The sequence below is a fragment of the Haloarcula marina genome (assembly GCF_024218775.1).
In the GTDB taxonomy this organism is placed as follows: domain Archaea; phylum Halobacteriota; class Halobacteria; order Halobacteriales; family Haloarculaceae; genus Haloarcula; species Haloarcula marina.
On record NZ_CP100405.1, the window covers coordinates 82,884 to 107,795 of the forward strand.

A 24,912-nucleotide genomic window follows, 5' to 3' on the forward strand; every position below is an offset into this window, starting at 1 on the left:
GTCGTTATATATCTATCGGGAATTATTGGCATAATCATCATACTACTCTGGCAATTCAATCTTTGATTAACCGAGTGGTGGGTTTCGTCGTTGTTCTGACTGTCTTTATCAATCTAGGGATTCGTTCTCTCGCTCACCTTTCATCCTCCTTTTCTCGCCACAGCACTCTGCTCTATCGTCTGATTCCACCGGTTATCGACCCAAGCGGGTCTCGACACTATCGTTGACCCCATTGCTGTGTACCGGTAGTGATAGGCGATCGTAGTCGGTTCGCCATCGCTTGCTGCCGTGGTGTACTCCACATCAAGCGTTCGGATCAGGCCACTCGGGGTGACGATGGCTCGGACACTGTAGTTCCTGAAATTCTCGATGTTGGGGTGGACATCATAGGTGCCTGCAATCTCGTAGTTCACTTGCGTATCGACTCGTATTTTGGAAACCGTGACATGCCCCACCTGTAGGAATGGCTTCATCAATCGAGTTGTCGGCGTTGACGGGGCTCCTGTCACATTCCCCCTGTTGTAGGAGAGGCTCCCACTCCGATTTGTTCGGATGTACAGGTGTGTCCCGTCAGCAAACGCAGTTACGGACCACGTTGAATCGCTCGCATTGTCTCTCCAGTAGTATCGCGTCGGCGATTCTATCCGGACGAGTCGTTGACCGCGATTTCCATCCGAGGTCACTCGCACGCGCATTTGGTGTGACCGATTGTGCAATTGTTGCTGGTGGGCGTTGACCAGTGCATTGGTGTCGACGATACGGTTCTCGATAATTCCGGGCGGGAGTCTGTCTCCGGCTGGGTCGCCTCTTGATTCGCTGGGTACCGGAGCGGGGGTGACTGTGTCTGTCGACTCAGGACCAGTGACAAAGCCGCTACAGCCACTGAGTAACAGTGTCGCCACGACAGCACAGACCCGCCAATTCATACACAGTCTATGGGATCCATGGTGAAACCATTGTTGACACGTGGGTTGATCGAACGTATTCAAGAATTCAGCAATAGTGAAAAGCTCTTCAAAATTGTGGTCTTGTATTTCTGTAGCGTATGCACAATAGAGAAGGGACCGTATCATCACATCACCTAGATGTATGGCAAAGATTGATAGTATTGGCCACCAAGTATTTCTTCATTGTCACGATATCGTGCAATCGTTCATTATTTTGCTCTTTCGTTCTTGCCTCACGAGATTGTCTCACGCCTACTGAAATCCAGCATTACTGAATGGCATTTCATATGGATTTGTTAACAGTGGACCAGGGTTAATCTCCACCTCTTCCAGCCCCATAGAACTAACATGTGTACATCTGTTACCTCCAATCCATATTTTAGCAATTAACACATTCGTGTCATTGTCCTGCCACCCTCAATAGGCAGTTCTGTCGAGTCAACTGGCGGGGTCGATAGTTCGGCGAATCATCGAGAACTGGGTACTGACCAGACCTCTGCGCTCAATACCGACTGATATTAACGATTCGTGTTCGCATGTTATCTGGTAATTCCCACTGGTGCCACGCTCCTCTAAACATTCAGCATTATTGAATTGGTGAATTTCCGTTTTAGTATATTCGAAATTTTCGAACAGGTGATTACAGATCCACGAAACCGGTAGAGTTGTATCCTATACGCGTTATTTGATGACTGCGAAGAAAACTATATCGGCGGAGAGTGGGTTCGATTCTGAGAGCGGGAGACGACCGAAAGCCGGAATCCGGCAGGTGCGTTTGAAGTTGTCGGGAATGTTCCGAAATTAACTCCCGAGGATGCCGGACGCGCGAATGCGCAGACGGCGCAGCAGTCAAGTGGGCGAACACTCCGGGTCCCGAACGCGGTTCAATCCTCCGTGAAACCGGGTCATTCTAGAAGAACGAAAAGCGGAACTGACTGAAACGCTCATCCTTGAAGAAGGGAAAACACAGTCGGAGGCCGGTGGGGAAGTTCAACGGGCCATCGACATTTTCTATTATTATGCCGGAAAAGCGGCCGAAATCGGTGGCGAGAACAGCAGAGCTGCGGGCGCGATACGTCGCTGTACGTGCGTCAAGAACCCCTTAACGTCGTCGCGGCGATAACACCGTGGAACTACCCCTCGCCATCCCGGCTTGGAAAGTTGCACCGGCACTCCCAGCAGGCAATACAGTCGTTCTCAAGCCGGCGACGACGGCCAGCATCATCGGTGCCGCGTTCATAGAAGCACTCGACGACGCCGCCATCCCTGCTGGCGTCAGCAATTTCGTCACCGGACCAGGCAGTGTTATCGGCACCGCACTCTCGACCGACGAGCCCGTCGACGCAGTCTCCTTTACCGGGAGTGAGGTCGTCGGCGACATCGTGTATCAGGACGCGGCAGCGGATCAGAAACGCGTGCAATTGGAGATGGGGGGCAAGAACCCGACCGTGCTGCCCGACAGTGCAGACCTCGACGATGCCGTGAAAATCGTCGATACCGGCGCCTTCGATGTAACCGGGCGGGCCTGTACTGCGTGCTCCCGGGCTATCGTCCAGGAATCAGTCTGCGAAGAGTTCGTCGACGAGATCGAAGCTGGTGTCGCCAAAGTCAACGAGAAAACGACTGGACTCGAGTTGCACGTGCCCTTCGGCGGCATGAAAGCATCCTCCAGCGAGACCTACCGCGAGCAGGGTGACGCCGGCCTCGACTTCTACACCATCACCAAGACCGTCTACCTGAACTACTACGCGCGTCAGTGTCCTTTACCGGCCGATAGCGCACCCATGACCGTTTCGGGGGCAGCGATAGACTTTTTAAGGCTACCCACATCACACGTGATATGATAGCAGAAGATGCTCCTGAGTACCGAGATGCCTCGTTGCCAGTCGACCGTAGGGTCGACGATCTGATTGACCGGATGACGGTCGAGGAACTGGTCGCCCAGTTACTCTCCGTGCCAGCGTATCAACTTGTCATCGAGGGAGACGACGAAGATGTGGGCCAGTTGCTTACCGAAGACGGCGAGTTCGATCGAGAGGCTGCGACAGATATCCTCGAGCATGGTATCGGCCACCTCACACGACTCGCCGGCGGTGGCGGCCTCGAACCGGAACGTGCTGCCGAGATAACCGATGAGGTCCAGAACCTGCTCGTCGAAGAGACTCGATTAGGCATTCCAGCCGTCCCCCACGAAGAGTGTCTCAGTGGGTACATGGGTCCCGACGGAACGACGTTCCCGCAAGGAATCGGTCTAGCGAGTACGTGGGATCCTGACCTCGTCGAAGGGATGACCACGCGGATTCGCGACCAGCTTTTGTCTATCGGTTCAGTCCACGCCCTCTCCCCAGTTCTCGATATCGCACGGGACCTCCGGTGGGGTCGCACCGAGGAGACGTTCGGCGAGGATCCGTACCTCGTCGCACAGATGGCCAGTGCCTACGTCCGCGGGTTACAGGGTTCGGACCCAACTGAAGGTATCTCTGCGACGCTCAAACACTTCGTCGGCCACGGACTTGGTGAAGGTGGGAAGAACCGCTCCTCGGTCCAGATCGGCGAACGAGAACTCCGCGAGGTCCACCTGTTCCCGTTCGAGGCCGCCATCCACGAGGCGAACGCCGAGTCCGTGATGAACGCGTATCACGACATCGACGGCGTCCCCTGTGCGGCCGACGAGTCCTTACTCACCGACGTGCTCCGCGGGGAGTGGGACTTCGAGGGAACCGTGGTTTCGGATTACTTCAGCGTCCGGTTCCTCCACGAGGAACACGGAGTCGCTCGCGATCGGTACGAAGCCGCGATTCAGGCGGTCGAAGCAGGACTCGACGTAGAACTCCCACAGATAGAAGCGTACGACCACCTTGTCGAAGCAGTTGAGTCCGGGGACATCGCCCGCGAGACCGTCGAGACGTCGGCTCGGCGAGTCCTCCGCCAGAAATTCGAGAAAGGATTGTTCGAGGAGTATGGCTCGGACCCCGAAGACGCGGCTGAGGCGTTCGGACCTGACGCCCACCGAGAGTACGCTCGCGACCTTGCCCGCGAATCCATAACGCTCCTGAAAAACGAGGATGAGTTGCTCCCGCTCGACGACGACACGTCGGTGGCCGTCGTCGGCCCGAAGGCTGACACGCCGGAGGGACAACTGGGCGACTACGCCTACGCCGCTCACTACCCTGAGAAAGAGTCGAACCGTCACGTGGTGACGCCGCTCGAAGCCTTCCAGAGCCGTCTCGGTGAAGAACAGGTGACGTATGCTGCTGGTTGTACCACTACGGGCCCCGAGACAGACGGCTTCGAGTCGGCGGTCGATGCCACCGCTACGAGCGATGTTGCGGTCGCATTCGTCGGTTCGCGCTCGGCCATCGCACTCAGCGACGCGGAAGGGGAGGACCGACGCGACCGCCCCGACGTGCCGACGAGCGGCGAGGGTGCGGACGTGACCGACCTCGAACTGCCGGGGGTCCAGCAGGAACTGGTCGAACGACTCCACGAGACCGACACGCCCCTCGTCGTCGTCCAGGTCAGTGGCAAACCCCACAGCATCGAGTGGATCGACCAGCACGTCCCCGCAGTGGTCCACGCGTGGCTTCCCGGCGAAGAGGGTGGCCACGGCATCGCAGACGTGCTGTTCGGCGATCACAGTCCGAGTGGACGCCTCCCCGTCTCGGTGGCAAAGAACGTCGGACAGCTTCCGGTCTACTACGGTCGCAAGCCCAACAGTCGAAACGAGCGCCACGTCTACGCCGACAGTGACCCCCTCTACCCGTTCGGATACGGCCTGAGTTACACTGAATTCGAGTACGGCGACCTGTCACTGTCTGACGACGAAGTTCATCCAGCGGGAACCGTCACTGCGAGTGTGACCGTCGAGAATACGGGCTCGGTCGCCGGACACGAGGTCGTCCAGTGTTACGCCCACCAAGCCTGGCCGAGTCAGGCCCGCCCCGTGCAGGAACTCGTCGGGTTTGAGCGAGTTCACCTCGACCCGGGAGAGTCGGCGACAGTTTATTTCGAAATCGCAACTGCACAGCTAGCCTTCCACGACAGGGATATGGATCTCGTCGTTGAACCCGACGAGTACGAACTTCGCATCGGGCGGTCGGCCGCGACCACCGAGACTGCCGACTCCTTCGAGGTGGTCGGTGACCGCTACGAGGTACCACGGAGTGGCCGTGTCTACTTCGCGGAGACGCGCGTCGAGAACTGAGACCACCCGACACTGGCGGGGCTCCACATTCGACCGATTCTGATACCGGTTTGCGTGAACACATAGATTAATACCGCGTGTTGGCTGACACATCGTATGGGACTCCACGACGATTCACTCGACTACCACGAGTCCGACCCACCTGGAAAGATTGAAATCGCGACCACCAAATCGACGAGTACCCAGCGCGACCTGTCGCTCGCATACTCGCCGGGGGTCGCTGCGCCATGCGGGGAAATCGCTGAGACGCCGGAAGACGCCTATCGCTACACGGCGAAAGGGAATCTCGTCGCGGTTGTCTCTGACGGCTCCGCGGTGCTCGGACTTGGTGATATCGGTCCAGTTGCCTCGAAGCCAGTGATGGAGGGCAAGGGTGTCTTGTTCAAACGGTTTGCAGATATCGACGTGTTCGACATCGAACTCGATGCGTCTTCGACCGAAGCGTTCGTCGGTCACGTAGCGGCGATGGAACCGACCTTCGGTGGCGTCAACCTCGAGGACATCGCTGCACCTGATTGCTTCACTATCGAAGAGCGGCTTCGAGAACAGATGGACGTACCGGTCTTCCACGACGACCAGCACGGAACAGCGATTATCTCCGGTGCGGCCCTCATCAACGCTGCACAGATTGCCGGCAAAGACCTCGGCGACCTAAACGTGACATTCGCCGGTGCCGGTGCGGCCGCGACGGCAACCGCTCGATTCTTCGTCTCGCTCGGGGTCTCAACCGAGAACATCACGATGTGTGATATCGACGGTATCCTTACTTCCGACCGCGCAGCACAGGGCGAACTCCATCAGTACAACCGCGAGTTTGCACGAGACCGTACTCCAGGGGACCTTGCTGACGCGATGGACAGTTCTGACGTCTTCGTGGGCCTCTCAGCTGGCGGAATCGTCGATGAGGCGATGGTCCGATCGATGGCAGAGAACCCGATTATCTTCGCGATGGCCAATCCCGACCCCGAAATCGACTACCACGCCGCGAAGAACGCGCGTGAAGACACCGTCATCATGGCGACTGGGCGTTCTGATTATCCGAACCAAGTCAACAACGTCCTCGGGTTTCCGTTTATTTTCCGCGGTGCGCTCGATGTGCGTGCGACCGAGATAAACGAGGCGATGAAGGTGGCTGCAGCCGAACGGCTGGCGGAACTCGCACGCGAAGACGTGCCCGACGCCGTCGTGAAAGCCTACGGTGAGCAGCCCCTTCAATTCGGCCCCGAGTACATCATTCCCAAGCCGCTAGACCCGCGGATTCTGTTCGAACTCGCTCCGGCGGTAGCCAACGCTGCCGTCGAGAGCGGGGCCGCGCGTCGAGAACTCGACCTCAGTCAGTACGTCGAGCACCTAGAGGCACGCCTGGGGAAGTCTCGTGAGATGATGCGAGTCGTGTTCAACAAGGCACAGCGCGATCCGAAGCGGGTCGTCTTCGCTGAGGGCACCGACGTGAAGATCATCCGTGCCGCCTACCAACTAATCGATCAGGAAATCGCGGATCCGGTCTTGATCGGAGACCGTGAGCAGATCACTCAAACAATATCGGAGTTGGGGCTGTCCTTCTCGCCGGACATCCTCGACCCGGCTGAGATGGAACTCGACACATATGCCGAGACGCTCTACGAGCGGCGTAAGCGAAACGGCATCACGCGGCGGGATGCGGCTGAGCGTATCACAGATGGAAACTACCTCGGCAGCGTCCTCGTCGAGCGGGGCGAAGCCGACGCGATGTTGACCGGATTGACACACCAGTACCCTGCCGCGTTGCGTCCCCCACTCCAGATCATCGGAACCGACGACGATGCCGACTACGCGGCCGGCGTCTATATGCTCACGTTCAAAAACCGGGTCGTATTTTGTGCCGACACCACAGTCAACCAAGACCCAAGCGCCGAGGTGCTCGCCGAAGTAACCCGCCACACCGCTGCGCTGGCCCGCCGATTCAATGTCGAGCCGCGTGCCGCGTTGTTGTCGTACTCCGACTTCGGGAGCGTCAGGACGGCTGGGGCCGCGAAACCCCGACGTGCCGCAGAACGTCTCCGGGAGAACCCGACGGTCGACTTCCCGGTCGACGGGGAAATGCAAGCGGATACCGCCGTAGTCGAAGAGATGTTGACTGGTACGTACGAGTTTTCCGACCTCGACGAGCCGGCGAACGTGCTCGTGTTCCCTAACCTCGAAGCTGGGAATATCGCCTACAAACTCCTCCAACGTCTCGGCGGTGCGGAAGCTATCGGTCCGATGCTCGTCGGTATGGACAAGCCAGTCCACGTGCTCCAACGCGGGGACGAAGTCAAAGATATCGTCAACATGGCGAGTGTCGCCGTCGTGGACGCACAGGAGAAGTGAGCAAGAGAGATTCTGAGCGATTTTTATAGTTGGCTCTCGACGGAGGAGGTATGCTGGATTGGATACGATCGTACGAGGACCGTGATTGGCAAATAACGAGCGAGGGGACCGTCCGATACGCGCTCCTCGGGCTCGGGTGGTGGACGCTCGATGTGTCGCTGCCAGCCATAGAGAACTCCGAACTGGGTGAGGCGACCGTTCTCGTTAGCAGTTCGACCGAGAAGGCCGAAAAAGCGGCAGCGGAGCACGACGTCGAAAAGGGGATCAGCTACGAAGAGTTCCACGATGGAGCAGCGAGTGAGGCGTACGACGCGCTCTACGTCGGGACGCCTAACGCGCTCCACCTCGAGTATATCGAAACTGCGGCAACACTCGACAAGCCGGTCATCTGCGAGAAGCCGATGGAATCGACTGTCGAACGTGCCGAGCAGATGGTCGAGACCTGTGAAACGGCCAACGTGCCACTGATGATTGCGTATCGAATGCACACGGAGCCGGCCGTCCGACGAGCACGGGAGCTTATCGTCGACGGGTTCCTCGGCGAACCGGTCTCAGTCCACGGCCACAACACCCAGCCGGTTCTCGAAATGATACCGAATCCAGACCAGTGGCGACTCGACCCAGACATCTCCGGATACGGGACGTCGGTGATGGACCTGGGTATCTACTCGCTGAACACCACCCGATTCTTGCTCCGGCGCGAACCGCTCGCGGTCACCAGCCAGATGCACTCGCCACACGAGGCGTTCAGCGACGTGCCGGACGAGCGGTCGTCGTCGCTCCTCTACTTCGAAGACGATATCGTCATGACTTCCACGTCGAGTCAGAACGCACAGACTGACACCCACCTCAAAGTCACCGGGACCGAAGGCCAAATCGAACTCCAACCTGCCTTTCACGGCGAATGTACGCTGCATCTCAAACGCGGTGACCTTTCGATCACCGTCGACCACACGACGTTCGACGCTCAGCGAGAGATGCGCGAGGAGTTCGACTACTTCGCTGATCGTATCCTCTCAGACGGCGAAATCTATCCCGACGGGCGACACGGACTACAGGACATGCGGATTATCCGTGCGATCCACGAGGCTGGCGAGTCTGGAGAACGCGTGGACATCCAATAGACGCGCAGTCGCTGACTGTCGTGGTCAGCCCCGCTTCGATGATATCGTTGCCTCCGTTCGACATATTCATCGATGTCGCTTTGCCGCAGGTGGATTGTCGATTTGCTTCTAGGCTTCTGAGCACGAGACTCGTGATTTGATACGTGCTTCAGGCACGTAGGCCCTGGTCGGTACAGTTTAAACCGAGACCGACGGACACAGTACTAGTGAGACACCATCGTTTTGCCAACCTGGACCTCCTCTTCCTGATGGCGTCTATCTGGTTTCTCGCGAAGTTCGTCCGCTACACACTCCCACCGTTGTTCCCGGAGTTCCAGGCAGTCTACGGCGTCTCCAACGCCACGCTCGGTCTCGTGTACACGACGATGATGCTCGTGTACGCATTGATGCAGTTTCCCTCTGGCGTCCTTGCAGACAAGTTCTCCCCGCCGCACGTCATCGTCGGCGGACTCGTCACTGCCATGAGTGGCGTGTTCTTTCTCTCCTGGCCTGGTTCTTTCTTACTCCTTGCTGGCGGGATGGTGCTCGTCGGACTGGGAACGGGTGTCCACAAAACCGTTGCTGTCGCCTATCTTTCCCAGGTTTACTCTGAGAGGAAAGGTCGGTCTTTGGGCGTTCTGGACACGTTCGGGACCACTGCTGGCGTCGCCGCTCCTGCAGCAGTCGTCGTTCTCGCGAACACCCACGGGCGGGAGGTACTGTTCCTCGGTAGTGGCTGTGTTGGCCTCATTCTCGCAGGAGTATTTCTCACTCGAGCGTCGACGACACCGGAGGCGGTTTCTCAGCCGACAGATGCCGCGTCGGTTGCTGACTACATCGCATTGTTTCGGAATCGACGGTTCAGTGCGTTCGTCGTCGTGTCTGTCACGTACGCGTTCACGTACAACGGCATTGTTGCGTTCCTCCCCCTCTATCTGACTGAGTCGACACCGCTCAATTCAACCTTCGCAACCGTACTATATGGGGTGTTGTTCGCGGTGAGTTTCGTCCAGCTACTCACAGGCGACCTCAGTGACCGGTTGGGGTCGTTGCTGGTCATCGCTGGAACAACACTGATAGCGCTCCTCGGGCTCGTAGGAATACTGATCGGTTCGACACCGGTGGCCCTCGGAGCTGCCGTCGCTTTCTTCGGCGTCGGCGCCCACGGCTTTCGTCCGGTCCGAGGGGCCTACCTCGTCAAAGTCGTCCCTGATTCTCTCGCTGGCGGTGGTTTAGGTGCGGTGAGGACAATTCTGATGGGGGCTGGTGCGCTTTCCCCCGCTGTCGTCGGGTACGTCTCCGACAGTATCTCGTTCCGCGTGTCGTTCGCAGTCCTGCTGCTTTCGCTCGTCGTCACAGTGGTTACCGCATTCGGATTGCTCGTCACTGAATGACGTCCCCGGTCGTTTCGTCGGGAGTCGGTGTGGTCATTGTCACTCTTCCGGATGCCGGACGCAGCCGAATCGTCACCGGGCTCGCTTCCCGACCGGGCCACCCAAAAGATAATCATCACGGGGTCAGTCTCTGCGGATATTATGACGGACTGGATCAATCCGGAAATCATCGGTCGAAATAGGCTCGCACCGCATACTGATGTACTGCCGTTCGACGACGCGGCCACGGCTCGCGAAGGCAACCGTCCAAAGTCACCGTGGATTACATCGTTGAATGGTGACTGGCGGTTCAACCTATCTCCGACACCTTCTGACTCCCCTGATAACTTCGAATCCCCCACTTTCGATGTCAGTGATTGGGACGAAATCGAGGTCCCGCGGAACTGGCAGACCGCTGGCTATGGTGCGCCACACTACACGAACGTCGTCTACCCGTTCCCGCTCGACCCGCCGAACGTCCCGACAGAGAACCCCACAGGGTCCTACCGCCGGACGTTCCACGTCGCGGATGATTGGGACGGCCGTCAGATTCGCCTGCATTTCGAAGGCGTCGACTCGGCCTTCCATCTGTGGGTCAACGGCGAGCGGGTCGGCTACAGTGAGGGGGCACGCCTCCCTGCCGAGTTCGATGTGAGCGACTACGTCGAACCCGGCGAGAACACCGTCGCAGTCCGCGTCTACAAGTGGACCAACGGTAGTTACATCGAGGACCAAGATATGTGGTGGCTCAGCGGTATCTTCCGGGAGGTGTACGCCTACGCCCTTCCCGAGACCCACATCACTGACGTGGACGTGCGCACCGACCTCGATACCGACTACGTTGACGCTGACCTCAGTGCGACCGTTGACCTTGCCAACGTCGGCGATACTACTGCGACCAGTACTGTTTCGGCGACGCTGCGGGATGAAGACGACAACGCCGTCGTCGAGCTAGATGAAACCACAGAGATTCCAACAGACAAGACGTCGACGGTGACACTCGCAACGACGGTCACCGACCCCATGAAGTGGACAGCCGAGACGCCAGCCTGTTACACACTGGAACTGTCACTGACTGACAACGAGGGGGACGTCACCGAAGTCGTCGCCCAGACAGTCGGGTTCCGCGACGTCGCGATTGAGGACGGTCAGTTCCTCGTCAACGGCGAGGCAATCACGATTCGCGGGGTCAATCGCCACGATTTCCATCCGGACCGAGGTCGAAACGTCCCCATCGAGACGATGCGTGCGGACGTCGAGTTGATGAAACGGCACAACGTCAACGCCGTACGAACCGCCCATTACCCGAACGACTCCCGGTTCTACGACCTGTGTGACGAGTACGGTCTGTACGTCGTCGACGAGACGGACATCGAGTGCCACGGGATGGAACTCGCACGCGATACGCCCCACATCAGCGACGCGGACGAGTGGCGAGACGCCTACGTCGACAGAATGGTCCGCATGGTCGAGCGCGACAAGAATCACCCGAGTGTCGTGATCTGGTCGCTGGGCAATGAGTCCGACTTCGGCGAGAATCACGTCGCGATGGCCGAGGACACGCGCGAGCGTGACCCGACCCGACCAATCCACTATGAACCGGATACCGAGCAGGTCGTCTCGGACATCGTCGGACCGATGTACCCGCCGTGGGAGCAACTCGAAGCGTGGGCTGCCGAAGACGAGTACGACCACCCGGTCATCATGTGTGAGTACGCGCATGCGATGGGCAATGGTCCTGGTAATCTCCGAGAGTACTGGGACATGATCTACGACAACGACCGCCTGCAGGGTGGGTTCGTCTGGGACTGGCTTGATCAGGGCCTGCGCCAGACGACGGCCGACGGCGAGACGTGGTTCGCCTACGGCGGTGACTTCGGCGACGAGCCTAACGACGCGAACTTCAACATCAACGGACTGGTGTTCCCCGACCGTACGCCATCGCCTGGTCTCACCGAATACAGGAAGGTCATCGAGCCAGTGACACTGGAGGCCGCTGATCTCGAACAGGGAGCAGTGAGCGTCGCAAACCGCTACGATTTCCGCGGCCTCGACCACCTCACGGCCTCGTGGCGCATCGAAGCCGACGGCGAACTCGTCGAGAGTGGTGAACTCAACCTCCCGGACGTATCAGCCGGCGAGCGTGAGACGGTCACCGTCCCGTTCGCTGACACCGACCGAAGCGACGCCGAATTCCTGCTGACCGTCACAATCACGTACGCGGGCGAGACACCGTGGGCCGAAGCGGGCCACACCGTCTCGACAGGGCAGTTCGAACTCCCCGACAGCGGCGAGCCACGGATGCCGTCCGTCGGCAGCGGCCCGCTCACCTGCGAGACTACCGATGGCGGCATCGTGGTCACGGGTCCGGAGTTCGAAGCCCGTTTCGACGACACAACGGGTGTCCTCGACACGCTGACCTACCACGGAAAGCAACTCCTCGAAGCCGGTCCGCGCGTCGACCTGTGGCGTGCCCCGACGGACAACGACCGGGGGCTGCCACTCGACAGGACGCTCCTGTCTCGACTCACGGAGCTGTCTGAACGCGGAGCGACGCTCGAACCCGGTGCGTTTCGCACCATCGGATTCGAGCAACTCTGGCGCGAGCACGGACTTGACAGCCTCCAGTTCCGAACCGACGACGTCACCCAACAGAGACGCAGCGATGGCCGCGTCGAGATAACCGTCCACGGACGCCTCGCACCGCCCGTGTTCGACCACGGATTCAGCACTGAACAGGTGTATACGTTCCACGACGACGGGGCCGTCGAGATAGAGACGACGCTCGAACCGGAAGGGGATCTCTCGATTCTGCCGTCACTGCCACGGGTCGGTCTCGATCTGACACTCCCGGGAGACCTAGAGACCGTTACATGGTACGGTCGTGGCCCCGGAGAATCTTACGTCGATAGTAAACAGGCCTCACTCGTCGGCCGATATCAAGACGACGTGACTGCCATGCATACGCCGTACGTCCGCCCGCAGGCCAACGGCAACCGGGCGGACGTGCGCTGGGCGAGGTTCACCGACGGCCGCGGTGTTGGTCTCCACGTTACTGGCGACTCGCTCCTCCACGTGACTGCCCACCGCTATACGACCGACGATCTGGAAGCGGCTGCCCATGGCCACGAACTCCCCGAACGCGACGAGATTTCGGTGTCACTCGACCACACCCACTGCGGGTTGGGAACCGGGAGCTGTGGGCCGGCGACGCTCGACCAGTACCGCGTCGACCCTGAGACGTTCACGTTCTCCGTCACACTCCGTCCGTTCGTCGCACAGTAGAACCACCTGTCTCGACCGTCCGACTCTGTCTTGTCCGATGTCGGTCGAGAGATTCCGCCTGTCATCTACGAGTGACGAGTCGAACAGCACCCTTGCTCGGAACTGCGTCGGACAACCACCTACGAACGCGGTGCCGCAGCCTGCGCGAAGACCCGCTCGTTGCGGAAGAATGAATCGACCACCCCGGACTTGTACACCTGCTCGTAGCTGAGACACTCCTCGGCCAAGTCCTCGACGTAGCCGTTGCGCTGTCGCCAGCGCTCTTTTATCTCGTCGCTGACCGTGAAGTCATTGTCTTCGTAAAAGCTGGATTCGGCACCCATGTGTCGCATGACGAAATAGAGACTCGACGTCGGGAACGCGAGCATCCCGCGCTGTGACCCCTCTTCGGTCACCAGTTCAGAGTCGAACAGCTCGAAGCCGTTGCGGTCGTAGTAGTCGATGTATTCCCGGATGCGGTCGCTCACTGGGATCGACCGCATCGCTTCCCAAAAGTCGTTGTCGCCGTCGGCGAACAGATAATGGATGCTGATGAAGTCGTAGGCGGAGTTCCAGCTCCCCCGGACGTATCTGTTGTACGATTCCCTGAACGCGGCATCGTTGATGTGGCCACGGCCAGCGAGCCGACGGGATAGTCGGAGAGCAGTGTTCAGATGGGTCGTCAGTGATGTCGCCTGGAGCGGTTCGATGAACCCCTGGGCGTTGCCCGTCGTGACGCAGTTCCCGACCCAGGTGTCCTCGAAGAACCCCGAGTCGAACTGGTGATGTGCAATTCCCTGGAGCTGTTCGTCGCGGTGGGACTCGAACTCCGCGAGGGCCTCCTCCTCGGAGACGTATTCGGAACTGTACACGTAGCCCATTCCCCTCCCTTCGGGCGTATCGATCTGCCAGAACCAACCGTACTCGCCCGTATCCAGGACGGTTGCCGGCACGATTTCCGTGATGTCGATGTCTGCTTGGGCGGTGACGGCCCTGTCCAGCGGGATGTCGAAACTACGGTACTCGGCGTCGAGTTCGCCGACCAGATGGCGGGAGAATCCCGTCGAGTCGACGTACAGGTCTGCGTCATAGACGCCAGATTCACCATCGACGCGTTCTACCCAAGTCCCCGAAGCGTTCGTCTCGACGTTCGTCACCCGGTCGTTGATAAGGTCGATGTCTCGCTCCGTACATACTGTCCGCAAAAAGTCGTTAAACCGGCCGATGCTCAGGTGATACGCCATGTTGGGATACATGACGTACGAGTCCTGGCTGGGTGCGTAGACCAGTGGTGTCTTGCAGTGGTCGACAATCCCTTCTGCAGGCGTAGACATATCTCCGGTTTGATAATAGTGGTATAGCGATTCGACTGACTTTGGATCGTCGACTTCAGGTTTCACCGATCGGATGTCGAACGAGTAGTGGAACGGTTCGTAACCGCACCAGTCCCGGAAGTACGATGACCCTTTCCAGACTGGTCGAACTTCTTGGAGGAATCGCGCCTCGTCGATCCCGAGCGCATCGTGCAGCAGCGGGACGATCGACTGGAACGTTCCCTGACCGACGCTCGTCGGAGGGTCCTCAAAGTCGTCGACAATCTCGATAGATAGGTGCGGATTCACCCTACGAAGTGCCAGTGCGGCAAGGAGGCCAGCGTCGCCGCCACCGACGACCGTGACGTTCTCTATTTTATTCCCCATGTTATCTTGTATCGTCGTGATTTTCCGTTAAATACCTGTCTCTGTTTGAGGGAGTTCAGGCCCTGCTTGTACCGGGTACGCTGTAACCAGCATGAAGGGGAACCGACTGACACACGGCAACTTCGGCGATTCTAATAGTGGTGGTAATCACACTGATACCGGTATCAAGCAGCAGACAGTCCGCTGAGAAAGTTTTTACTGCTCATCAAAATGCGTAGACGTATAGCCACGGGGAGAGATACGCTCTTTTAGCGGCGAAGCTACCCATGACCGACACTGCACCCGACGTTCTCGTCTTACGAAACAAGTCACACGGGTTGGAAGCGCGTGACTACGCCGACTTGCTCGTGGAACGGTTACCAAATCACGACGTACGGCTCGCGACGACGACTGCCGAAGAACGAACGCTGATCAAACACGCGACCGTTGTCTCCGGTGTCGATATAGATGAAGACTTGCTGAGACACGCACAGGACTTGCAGCTGTTCGCTGGTACCGCGGCAGGTTACAATCACTTGCCACTCGACACGCTTTCAAAGATGGACGTCGCAGTGACCAACGCCTCAGGTATTCACGCACCCAACATTGCAGAACAGGTGATGGGCTATATCCTATTGTACTCACGGCGACTTCGTGAGGGACTTGCTCGTCAGGAGCGTAGCGAGTGGCGTCACTACCAGGCTGAGGAACTGATGGGGAGTACCGTCACCATTGTCGGCCTGGGTTCCCTTGGAACCGCTATCACTGAACGCCTGTCGGGTTTCCACGTCGATACGATCGGCGTCCGGTACACACCCGCGAAAGGTGGGCCGACGGACGAAGTCATCGGATTCGATCAACCAGACCTCGAATCCGCTCTCGCTCGGACTGACTACCTCATCGTCGCAGCACCATTGACGGACACGACACGAGGACTGCTCTCCGAGGAGGAGTTCATGACGCTCCCGTCCGATGCATTCGTGGTCAACGTCGGCCGTGGACAGATTATCGATACCGACGCACTCGTGACCGCGCTTCGGAAGAACCACATCGACGGCGCTGCCCTCGACGTCACTGATCCCGAACCACTCCCCAGCGACCATCCGCTCTGGGACTTCGAAAACGTTCTCATCACACCGCACAACGCAGGACATAGCCCGAAACACTGGGATCGGTTAGCCACGATCGTCGCCGAAAACGTCGCCACGCTCACAGAGACAGGCCGTGTCGGCTCACTGGAGAACCTCGTTCAATCGTAGACCGACGACTAGGCACACTTTCCTGCCAGTACTGGCTGTTCAGTTCCTGTCGCACCGACAAACGGTTGAAGTCATGGCTTCCGTGTAGTCACACTGTGATTGAGGTCGCAAGTATCTTTTCCGAACCAGTCTCAGCGCGGAAATGCTGGGAGGACTGCGTCAGGTTTCGTATTCGACGTGCGCGCTCCCAGTTATCCTCACTGAGTGCGTCGAAGAGCGCGAGTCCGACTTTTGGACGAAAATTGCATTGCTCACGCCTGCGGAGAACCCTTCGATACCGTGGTTCCAGAAGCTTAGTGCGTACGGCGTCGCTGTCGGCCACACGCATCTCCAACACGCGGCCACCACCGACGGCCGCCCTCTCGTCAACCCCGGAAGCGTCGGCCAACCGGGAGAGAAGCATCCCGACGCCGCTTACGGCGTGTTGGATACGAACGAGAACACAGTCGACCTCCGGCGGTCAGTTACGATATCGACCGCGGTATCGCGGAAGTCGAAGCAGCGGGGCTGCCGACCGAAACCGGGACACGTCTGCTGAATGGGTAACGAGAATTTAGTATAGCTACACAGTATAGCTATACTATCATACAGGTGCACAGCCGTTTGCGTCCGGTGTGCTGGCCGAGCGTAGGCAGGTCATTTTTAGCGACCAGACGGTCGCCGTCTACAGGTGAGAAGACGGTTTCCGCTATCGGTTGCGGACCTAATTAGAACTGTTCGTCGGCCGAGTTGTCGCCGTCAGCGACCATCGCTTTTCGAGAGACGAGTTCGATAGTCGTTTCGGACCCGATTGACGACCCACCGTCGATGCGCTCGACCCTGAGGACGACGTCTTCGGGCGAAGCACAGCCGCAGTTGACGAACTCCTCCCACTGGTCGCCGACGGCGATGGGGCCCGCGTGGGCCCATCGGAGATATCGCAGATAGGTCGACTCGGTCATCTTTTCTCGGAGCCAGTCGCTGTCCGCGATCCACCACCCGCCGTCTGTGTCGGGGTCCGCCTCGGGCGACCGAAACGACACGACCACACGGCTCGCTTGGTCCGCGACGGTCGACGGGTCAGTCAAGTTCGGTTTGCGCTTTCCGGATCGTCCCATCAGTCATCTGCCTCCGCTGGGACCGATGCCGCTGTCTCAGAGGCCGCCGCCAGCTGTGAGTTGAGCCACTCCTCAGCGTCTAACGCGGCCATACTCCCCATCCCGGCGGCGGTGATGGCCTGTTGATAGGCGTGGTCCATCACGTCACCGGCGGCGAAGACGCCATCGACGGCCGTCTCCGTCGTCGCCCACGACTCGTCCGCGTCAGCGGTCAGAACGTACCCGCTGTCGTCGAGTTCGACCGGCGTGTCTCTGAGGAAGTCCGTGTTGGGTTCGTGGCCGATAGCGTAGAAGACGCCGCCGACAGCGATTTCAGATACTTCGACGTCGACACCATCGGCGTACTTCGCCGCCGGATACCCGTCGGGATGAGACACGACAGTCGCACCGGTCACGCCTTCCTCGGATGACCCGTGGAGCGCGACAAGTTCGGTGTTCCATGCGAACTCGATGGCGTCGTTCTCGCGGGCACGGGTCGCCATAATCTCCGACGCTCGAAGGTCGTCACGACGATGCAGCACGGTCACGGTGTCGGCGAACTTCGCGAGGAAGAGCGCTTCCTCCATCGCGCTATCACCGCCGCCGACGATTACCACGTCGTCGCCGCGGTGGAACGCGCCGTCACAGGTCGCACACGTCGACAGCCCGTTCCCCATCAACGCCGTCTCGCCGTCCGCACCGACCCAGCGGGCGCTGGCACCGGTCGCGACGATGAGGGCACGAGTGCGAAGCGTCTCACCGGTCGAAAGCGAGAGCTCCTTCGGTTGGCTATCGAATGTGGCCGATTCGATGCTCCCGTACTGGAACTCGGCACCGAATCGCTCGGCCTGTTCTTTGCCCTGCTGGACGAGTTCCATCCCGCCCACGCCGTCGGGGAAGCCGAGGTAGTTCTCGACGTCTGTCGTCAGTGTCAACTGGCCGCCGGGTTCGTCGCCTTCGAGGACGAGGGGGTTGAGGTCGGCCCGCGCCGCGTACACCGCGGCGGAGAGTCCCGCCACGCCGGAGCCAGCGATTACCACGTCCCTTACCTGCTCGCTCATCTACTCGGTGTACCTCTCGATGAGGGACCGCAACTGGTCTTCGCTCTGGACGCCGACGATTTCCTCGACCTGCTCACCGCCAGCGAACAGGACGAGCGTCGGGACCCCACGAACGCCGTAGGCGGCCGCGAGTTGCTGATTGGCGTCGACGTCTACCTTCGCGACTGCGGCGTCCGTTTCAGCGGCGAGCGTTTCCACGACTGGTTCGAGCATCTTACACGGACCACACCAATCGGCGTAGAAGTCCGTGAGGACGACGTCATGGTCGGCAACAGCGTCGTCGAGTGCTGCCTGGCTCTCGATGTGGACCGGTTCGCTCGGAGCGGTGCTATTTGCGGTGGGTGCTGAATCAGTTGTCATCGTTTACGTATAGGTGGTGGCGGTAGTTAAGAGTTGTGGGGAAATTATACAATACCAATGCGACTATGGTCAGCGGTAGCAGTGAGAAAGACGGGTTGGAGGTTCCGGACGGCCGGGAAGACGAGATATTCGGACGCGGTGAAAAGGACTTGAGAGTCCGGGCACCGGGTTGGACCTGTATCTGGTCGACACGCTCGTCGGCCGATACGGTGGCGCCGAGTTCGTCAGCAGGCACCTGCAGCCGAACGCTGGCAGGACCCTGACCGCTGGGCCTGCCGGTGTCTCGCTCAGGCCGACTGCCGAGCGAACTCCCCGATGCGTTCATCCATCCGGACGTACCAAGCAGACAGTAATCTGTGCATCTCGTCTGCGAGTGCGTCGGCGTCCCGCATCCGGTACACGTACCGGTAACTCGGCCCGCTATCGTCGCGTGTCATCCGTTCTATGAGGCCTGCGTCGACGAGCCGGGTGAGCGACCGAGACACCGTCGACCGATGACGGTGGATTCGTTCGGCGATCTCGTCGACCGTCACTGGGCCGTCCACATCGGCGATGACAGCGAAGACACGCCGGTCAGTCTCACTGGCCCCGTACACGTTCTCCAGCAGAGTCACCCAGTTAGGATCAGCCTGCACTGACTCGTGAACGGAGGACACCATCTCGATTGAGATTATTGTTTGAAGACGTAAAAAGGTTGTTCGTATTCTCTACAATACTGTGGGAACAGCACTTCAGAGTCGGACTGACAGCAGTGTCTTCGAGAACCGAGAACAGCACACGTGACCGGCCATCATCCGAATATTTGGCACTCAACATCCGAAATATCCGCGGGTGGGAGAGGGGTTCGGTCGGCAGCGGCCTCGTCATCCCTAATCTGTCGGGGGCCACGATTGTTTATATTGTACAATCAAAGAGTTATTACCAGAGGGAGACTTAGGAGGAAGTATGGACCGTAATGTTGGTTCGACAGACAAGACTGCGAGAATTCTTCTCGGTGCCCTCGCGGGCCTCGTCTCGCTTAGCATACTTGCCAGCGCCGTTTCACTGCCAGCGATACTCGCGCCGGTGCTCGGACTCGCCTCGGTGATACTGCTGGGCACCGGCTTCAGCGGATTCTGTGGGCTATACAGACTCCTGGGTGTTGACACATGTTCCGTCGACGCCCGGTGAACGGTCGGTGTATTATCGGACGGACTTCAGAAACGGCGCGCGGCTAAACGCCTATTTACAGGGCGAGAGGGTGAGTTCGGCAGTAGCCAAAAATCGCCCCTCAGCGGTTCCGGGCCGAACGACCGAGCGAACGACGGCTGAGTCCAGCGACGCCCGAATCAGGACTCGTAACCGTCGAGGTCAACGACCCCAAAAAGACCGTCGAGCGTCTGGCCAGTGAGGGCATCGTCGTTCGGTCGTTGCCCCAACCGTCGGCGGTACGGGCGTCTATACACGCCGTCAATACCGAATCAGAAATCGACCGTCTTGCAGCGACCCTCGGCAGCGTCGGTATGTCCGCCCGGTGAACCTCCCGGACCCACGACGTGAGGGCGTGAATCCAATCCAGGTCGTCGTACACCGAGGTCTGTGAACCGCTGATAACCACGCCGTCGTACCGCCAGTCGTCCCCGGCTGGCGCCGGTGGGACCTGGCCATCGCTAACTTTGTACACCCGAGTCGTAGCGTCGAGTGACCGGGTCAGGTTGCGCTCTGCAGGTGTCTCACCAACTGACGCGTCGACGATGGCGATTGTTTGATTCATGTGGTTTCAGTCCCGGAGAAAGTCGCGCAGTGGCTGTCGTCGCTCAGACGAGCAGTTGGATGTCGGACTCGGCCATGTGCTGGAGCGCAGTGGCCGCGCCGACGCCGACGGTGACATCGTCGTAGAAGTCGTCCTCGTCGTAGTCCATCAGCTCGATAGTCATCTGGCAGGCCTGGAGGTCGACACCCTGGTCCAGCGACAGCTCGATGAGTTCGTCGATCGTCGCCGTCCCGTTGTCGTCGATGCGCTTTTCCATCATGCGCGTCGCCATCCGGTCCATCCCGGGCAGTGCCGCCAGCGCGTTCGGCATCGGCATGTTCGGATTACCGACGGCCGACAGCTGGAGATTCCGGGACTTCTCCTCGTGGAGGATATCTAAGCCCCAGAACGTGTGGAACACGACCACGTCCCAGCCGAACGCGGCCGCGGTGCTGGCGAGGATGAGGGGCGGATACGCCATGTCGAACGTCCCCTGCGTCGCGACGATGGTCATCTTCTTCTGGTCGTCGTCGGCCTCCAGGTCGGCGACCGTTTCCTCGAGTTCTTCGATGCGAGCCTGCAGTTGCGCCTCGCTCATCGACTCGCTGTCGCCGGTCGAGGATGCGTCTGTACTCATGTTAGGCGGTCTTCTCGATGTAGTGTTTGTACACGTCGCCGTCCTCGACCTGTTCGAGGAGTTGCACGCCGCTGGTCCCTTCGGCCCAGCCCTCGATGTCGCTCATGCTACCGCTGTCAGTGGCGAGGACCTCCAGTATCGATCCCTCGGCGAGGTCGTCTATCGCCTGTTTGGTCTTCACGACTGGCATTGGGCACGATACACCTTTCACGTCGAGCGTCTCCGCGATGTCGAATGCTTCACTCATTGTTGGAAAGACTCCAGCTACTGTATTGGAGCCACTACACAATATTAGGGGAGCAGTTAAAAGAATATCGATTATTGCACCATCCAACCACAACCAGTTTTCGGTATCGGCCAAACAATACCGCAATTTAGCCCCTAATACCGCTATATCCGATTCTAAAGAGAGGTGTTCCCAAAACAGTATTGTGTGTATTGGGAATTTCTATACAAACTCTTTTATGCCTCAACCCTGTAGGGATGGGTGTACTACATGAATGCTGAAGACTTCCCGACGCCGGACGCAGAAGTCGAATCGATCAACCCCGAAACTCTGAAGCAGCGAATCGACGACGGAGAATCGGTCACCATCCTCGACGCGCGCATGTCTGGGGACTACGATGAGTGGCACATCGACGGGGAGAATGTCGAATCCATCAACGTTCCATACTTCCACTTCCTGGACGAGGAACTGGACGCAGACATCATCGCGGACGTCCCGGAAGACCGCGAGATCACGGTCCTCTGTGCGAAAGGCGGGGCGAGCGAGTACGTCGCGGGCACGCTCGCGGAGCGTGGCTACGACGTCCACCACCTCGAAGATGGGATGAACGGGTGGGCCCGCATCTACGAAACCGTCGAAGTCGCCGACTATGACGGGGCCGGAACGCTGCTGCAGTACCAGCGACCGTCCTCCGGTTGCCTGGGCTACCTCGTCTACGACGACGACGAGGCCGCCATCATCGACCCGCTACGCGCGTTTACCGACCGATATCTCGACGACGCCGACGAGCTCGGGGTCGACCTGAAGTACGCACTGGATACGCACATCCACGCGGACCACATCTCTGGCGTGCGTGACCTCGCCGCTGAAGGTGTCGAGGGCGTCATTCCTGCCGCGGCCGTCGACCGCGGCGTCACCTACGCCGAAGAGCTGACGACCGCCGAGGACGGTGACGAGTTCCACGTCGGCGACGCGACTATCGAGACCGTCGCCACGCCCGGCCACACGACCGGGATGACCTCGTATCTCGTCGACGGAAGCCTGCTCGCTACTGGAGACGGACTGTTCATCGAGAGCGTCGCCCGTCCGGACCTCGAGGAGGGCGACGAGGGCGCGCCGGACGCTGCCCGGATGCTCTACGAGTCGCTGCAGGACCGCGTGTTGACGCTCCCCGACGACACGCTCGTCGGTGGCGCGCACTTCAGCGACGCCGCCGTCCCTGCCGACGACGGGACCTACACGGCGCCTATCGGTCAGCTCGTCGAGAAGATGGATGCGCTCACGATGGACGAGGACGACTTCGTCGAGACAGTCCTCGCGGACATGCCCCCACGGCCAGCCAACTACGAAGATATCATCGCGACGAACCTCGGTCAGAACACCGTCGGTGACGACGAGGCGTTCACGCTGGAACTCGGACCGAACAACTGCGCGGCGAGCCAGGAATCGCTCGCGGGTGACTAATCGTCGATGGTAGCTGATCCAGTCCCGCTCCAGCTGGCCGCCGAACTCTTCCCAAACGGGATTAGCCGGTACGCCATCGGCGGGCTCTTCGTCGGTCTCGGCGCGGCAGTCATCTACGTGGGCACCGGTATCAGTGCCGGTGCGAGCACGTTCCTCGAGTCGACACTGTCGTACGTCTCCGACCAATCGCGATTCCAGCAGTACGTCACCTCACGGGACTGGCGGCTCGTGTTCACGCTCGGTATCGTTCTCGGGGCCGCTGTGTACGCTGTGGTCTATCAGGGCGGCACGTGGACGACGGATGTCTCGTGGTGGCGACTCCTGTTGGGCGGCGTCTTCGTCGGCATCGGAACGCGCGTCGGGAAGGGGTGTACCTCGGGCCACGGCGTCTGTGGCGTGGGGTCGGCCTCGAAAACGTCCATCGCGGGCGTGCTCGCTTTCCTGCTGGTGGCGATACTCACCGCACAGGTGGTCGCTGCACTAGGGGTGACCCCCTAATGGCAGCGTCCAGTGACCGGCACCCGCTGTTCATCCCGCTCGTGCTGGTCGGCGGGCTCATCTTCGGCTTTGGGCTCGGTTACAGCCACATGGCCCGCCCCGAAGTGGTACTGAACTTCCTCCAGTTCGAGGACTTCGGCCTGCTGTTCGTGATGTTCGGCGGCGCGGCTGTGACGGGAATCGTGTTCTTCCTCATGCCGCGCGTGCTAGACCGGGCGCCCCTGACCGGCGACCGGTTCGAACGTCGGCTGAAGTCCTTCGACCGGAACGTGCTGGTCGGCGGTGCTATCTTCGGCGTCGGCTGGGGACTGTCGGGTATCTGTCCGGGTGCCGCCTACGCCAGCCTCGGCATCGGCAACGTGACCATCCTCTGGGCGCTGGCGGGGATGTTCCTCGGCGCGTATCTGCAGGGGTGGTGGCGAAGCCGGGCAACCGACGACGTCGACGTCACCGCCACCGGGGCAGACTGAACACCAAATCACATCTGCCCCAATGGAACTACAGCTTCTCGCCCTCTTCCTGACTGCTGGTCTCGCGAGCCTGTTCATGTCGTGGGTCATCGGTGCTGGCTCCAGCGGCGCGACACCCTTCGCACCCGCTGTCGGTGCCAATGCCATCTCGACGATGAAGGCGGCGTTCGTCGTGGGCATCTTCGGACTCGCGGGCGCGGTGACACAGGGCGCAAACGTCTCGGAAGCGGTTGGGCGTGGCCTCGTCGGCGGCGTCACTCTTCCTGCAGTCGGCGTTATCGTCGCCTTGGTGGCGGGTGCCGGGCTCATGGCCGTCGGTATCTACACCGGCTACCCCATCGCGACGGCGTTTACCGTCACCGGCGCAGTCATCGGTGTCGGGATGGCCCTCGGCGGCACCCCCGTCTGGGGGAAGTACCAACAAATCGGGACCGTCTGGGCGCTCACACCATTCGTCGGCGGCGGTCTCGCCTACGCCATCGCCAGCGTGTTGCCGCGGTCAGACGTCCCAGAAGTGGCCACAGTTCCGACGCTCGCGGCGCTGGTCGGCATCGTGTTGGCCAACGTCGAGTTCGCGTTTCTCGGACCTAGCGGCGGGCCGGGCTCGCTGACACGCTTCGGACAGCGACTGCTCGGCATCGACGGGGTCGTGGCGACAGTGGCACTCTCCGGTGTCGTCGCCTTCGTAGTGTGGGGCGTGGTGTACCGTGATCTCCGCCACGACGAGGCAGACGGCCTCAGACACGTCCTGATAGCGCTCGGTTCGCTGGTCGCGTTTTCGGCTGGCGGGAGTCAGGTCGGACTGGCGGTCGGCCCATTGCTCCCACTGCTGGACGAGGCCGTCCCGCTCTCGCCAGCGGTCGTCTTGCTGGGTGGTGGCCTCGGTATCCTCGTCGGGTCGTGGACCGGTGCGCCCCGGATGATAAAGTCGCTCGCGCAGGACTACTCCTCGCTGGGGCCGCGGCGCTCTATCGCCGCACTCGTCCCATCGTTCCTCATCGCTCAGCTCGCCGTCTTCCTCGGTGTGCCGGTGTCGTTCAACGAGATTATCGTCAGCGCTATCATCGGGAGCGGTGCCGCAGTCGGCGGCAGCGAGGCAATCGACCCGCAAAAGATTCTGGTCACGGTTGGCGCATGGGTCGGTTCGTTCGCACTCGCACTGACCGTCGGCTTCGGATCGATGACTGTGATGGCCGCGTTCTAGCCGCCT

The 24,912-nt window shown here is 59.9% G+C and carries 20 protein-coding genes and 4 pseudogenes; 14 read left to right on the forward strand and 10 right to left on the reverse strand.

Features of this window, described 5'->3' with window-relative positions; genetic code table 11:
* Window positions 1-140 precede the first annotated feature (140 nt).
* Window positions 141-413: a DUF7537 family lipoprotein gene (locus tag NJQ44_RS17990; protein WP_254274592.1), complete on the reverse strand. Its 273-nt coding sequence runs from the start codon at window positions 411-413 to the stop codon at window positions 141-143.
* A gap of 1,203 nt (window positions 414-1,616) precedes the next feature.
* Here NJQ44_RS17990 and NJQ44_RS17995 point away from each other — a divergent pair.
* From NJQ44_RS17995 to lacZ, 6 genes and pseudogenes are all read left to right on the forward strand, one after another.
* A pseudogene (locus NJQ44_RS17995) lies at window positions 1,617-2,692 on the forward strand (aldehyde dehydrogenase family protein); the annotation flags it as partial.
* A gap of 95 nt (window positions 2,693-2,787) precedes the next feature.
* Window positions 2,788-5,151, forward strand: coding sequence for a glycoside hydrolase family 3 N-terminal domain-containing protein (locus NJQ44_RS18000; RefSeq protein WP_254274593.1), 2,364 nt, complete (start codon window positions 2,788-2,790; stop codon window positions 5,149-5,151).
* 96 nt (window positions 5,152-5,247) lie between these two features.
* Window positions 5,248-7,500 (forward strand): NADP-dependent malic enzyme, encoded by a 2,253-nt coding sequence (locus NJQ44_RS18005; protein WP_254274594.1) that lies wholly within the window; start codon window positions 5,248-5,250, stop codon window positions 7,498-7,500.
* A gap of 50 nt (window positions 7,501-7,550) precedes the next feature.
* Window positions 7,551-8,624: a D-xylose 1-dehydrogenase Gfo6 gene (gene gfo6 / locus NJQ44_RS18010; RefSeq protein ID WP_254274595.1), complete on the forward strand. Its 1,074-nt coding sequence runs from the start codon at window positions 7,551-7,553 to the stop codon at window positions 8,622-8,624.
* A 248-nt stretch (window positions 8,625-8,872) separates the two neighbouring features.
* Complete coding sequence (locus tag NJQ44_RS18015) at window positions 8,873-9,997, forward strand: MFS transporter (protein WP_254274596.1); 1,125 nt, start codon at window positions 8,873-8,875, stop codon at window positions 9,995-9,997.
* Between the two features lie 141 nt (window positions 9,998-10,138).
* On the forward strand, window positions 10,139-13,261 hold the full coding sequence (lacZ, locus tag NJQ44_RS18020) for a beta-galactosidase, LacZ type (RefSeq protein ID WP_254274597.1): 3,123 nt from the start codon (window positions 10,139-10,141) through the stop codon (window positions 13,259-13,261).
* A 119-nt stretch (window positions 13,262-13,380) separates the two neighbouring features.
* Here lacZ and NJQ44_RS18025 read toward each other — a convergent pair whose 3' ends face one another.
* Window positions 13,381-14,940, reverse strand: coding sequence for a tryptophan 7-halogenase (locus NJQ44_RS18025; RefSeq protein WP_254274598.1), 1,560 nt, complete (start codon window positions 14,938-14,940; stop codon window positions 13,381-13,383).
* A gap of 266 nt (window positions 14,941-15,206) precedes the next feature.
* Here NJQ44_RS18025 and NJQ44_RS18030 point away from each other — a divergent pair, with 266 nt between their 5' ends.
* On the forward strand, window positions 15,207-16,178 hold the full coding sequence (locus NJQ44_RS18030; protein ID WP_254274599.1) for a D-2-hydroxyacid dehydrogenase: 972 nt from the start codon (window positions 15,207-15,209) through the stop codon (window positions 16,176-16,178).
* A gap of 91 nt (window positions 16,179-16,269) precedes the next feature.
* Here NJQ44_RS18030 and NJQ44_RS18035 read toward each other — a convergent pair.
* Window positions 16,270-16,490, reverse strand: a pseudogene (locus tag NJQ44_RS18035) (dihydrodipicolinate synthase family protein); the annotation flags it as partial.
* On the opposite strand from NJQ44_RS18035, the gene NJQ44_RS18040 reads away from it, so the two are divergent.
* The gene (locus NJQ44_RS18040) at window positions 16,453-16,716 is read left to right on the forward strand and encodes a metallophosphoesterase family protein (RefSeq protein WP_254274682.1); all 264 of its coding nucleotides are present in this window, start codon (window positions 16,453-16,455) and stop codon (window positions 16,714-16,716) included. The pseudogene NJQ44_RS18035 and the gene NJQ44_RS18040 sit on opposite strands and share 38 nt — an antisense overlap.
* Before the next feature lie 169 nt (window positions 16,717-16,885).
* Here NJQ44_RS18040 and NJQ44_RS18045 read toward each other — a convergent pair whose 3' ends face one another.
* The 4 genes from NJQ44_RS18045 to NJQ44_RS18065 form a co-directional block, all read right to left on the reverse strand.
* A complete protein-coding gene (locus NJQ44_RS18045; RefSeq protein ID WP_254274600.1) occupies window positions 16,886-17,275 on the reverse strand; it encodes a DUF7968 family protein in 390 nt (129 codons plus the stop codon).
* On the reverse strand, window positions 17,275-18,315 hold the full coding sequence (locus tag NJQ44_RS18050) for an NAD(P)/FAD-dependent oxidoreductase (RefSeq protein ID WP_254274601.1): 1,041 nt from the start codon (window positions 18,313-18,315) through the stop codon (window positions 17,275-17,277). Before NJQ44_RS18050 ends, NJQ44_RS18045 begins: the two co-directional genes overlap by 1 nt.
* Window positions 18,316-18,675, reverse strand: a complete 360-nt coding sequence (gene trxA, locus NJQ44_RS18055) for a thioredoxin (protein ID WP_254274602.1) — start codon at window positions 18,673-18,675, stop codon at window positions 18,316-18,318.
* Window positions 18,676-18,962: 287 nt separating this feature from the next.
* Window positions 18,963-19,334, reverse strand: a complete 372-nt coding sequence (locus NJQ44_RS18065) for a helix-turn-helix domain-containing protein (protein WP_254274603.1) — start codon at window positions 19,332-19,334, stop codon at window positions 18,963-18,965.
* 286 nt (window positions 19,335-19,620) lie between these two features.
* Here NJQ44_RS18065 and NJQ44_RS18070 point away from each other — a divergent pair, with 286 nt between their 5' ends.
* Complete coding sequence (locus tag NJQ44_RS18070) at window positions 19,621-19,845, forward strand: YgaP family membrane protein (RefSeq protein ID WP_254274604.1); 225 nt, start codon at window positions 19,621-19,623, stop codon at window positions 19,843-19,845.
* A gap of 122 nt (window positions 19,846-19,967) precedes the next feature.
* Window positions 19,968-20,192: pseudogene (locus NJQ44_RS18075) on the forward strand (aminotransferase class V-fold PLP-dependent enzyme); the annotation flags it as partial.
* Here NJQ44_RS18075 and NJQ44_RS18080 read toward each other — a convergent pair.
* From NJQ44_RS18080 to NJQ44_RS18090, 3 genes and pseudogenes are all read right to left on the reverse strand, one after another.
* Window positions 20,164-20,428, reverse strand: a pseudogene (locus NJQ44_RS18080) (type 1 glutamine amidotransferase family protein); the annotation flags it as partial. The pseudogenes NJQ44_RS18075 and NJQ44_RS18080 sit on opposite strands and share 29 nt — an antisense overlap.
* Before the next feature lie 43 nt (window positions 20,429-20,471).
* Window positions 20,472-21,044, reverse strand: coding sequence for a DsrE/DsrF/DrsH-like family protein (locus NJQ44_RS18085; RefSeq protein ID WP_254274605.1), 573 nt, complete (start codon window positions 21,042-21,044; stop codon window positions 20,472-20,474).
* Window position 21,045: 1 nt separating this feature from the next.
* Window positions 21,046-21,291: a sulfurtransferase TusA family protein gene (locus NJQ44_RS18090; RefSeq protein WP_254274606.1), complete on the reverse strand. Its 246-nt coding sequence runs from the start codon at window positions 21,289-21,291 to the stop codon at window positions 21,046-21,048.
* Window positions 21,292-21,540: 249 nt separating this feature from the next.
* Between NJQ44_RS18090 and NJQ44_RS18095 the strand changes: the two genes are divergently transcribed.
* The 4 genes from NJQ44_RS18095 to NJQ44_RS18110 are packed head-to-tail and all read left to right on the forward strand — an operon-like array spanning window position 21,541 to window position 24,906.
* Window positions 21,541-22,734 (forward strand): MBL fold metallo-hydrolase, encoded by a 1,194-nt coding sequence (locus tag NJQ44_RS18095; RefSeq protein WP_254274607.1) that lies wholly within the window; start codon window positions 21,541-21,543, stop codon window positions 22,732-22,734.
* 6 nt (window positions 22,735-22,740) lie between these two features.
* Window positions 22,741-23,232: a YeeE/YedE family protein gene (locus tag NJQ44_RS18100; RefSeq protein WP_254274608.1), complete on the forward strand. Its 492-nt coding sequence runs from the start codon at window positions 22,741-22,743 to the stop codon at window positions 23,230-23,232.
* On the forward strand, window positions 23,232-23,702 hold the full coding sequence (locus NJQ44_RS18105; protein WP_254274609.1) for a YeeE/YedE family protein: 471 nt from the start codon (window positions 23,232-23,234) through the stop codon (window positions 23,700-23,702). Before NJQ44_RS18100 ends, NJQ44_RS18105 begins: the two co-directional genes overlap by 1 nt.
* 22 nt (window positions 23,703-23,724) lie before the next feature.
* Window positions 23,725-24,906, forward strand: coding sequence for an inorganic phosphate transporter (locus tag NJQ44_RS18110; RefSeq protein ID WP_254274610.1), 1,182 nt, complete (start codon window positions 23,725-23,727; stop codon window positions 24,904-24,906).
* Window positions 24,907-24,912: the final 6 nt, after the last annotated feature.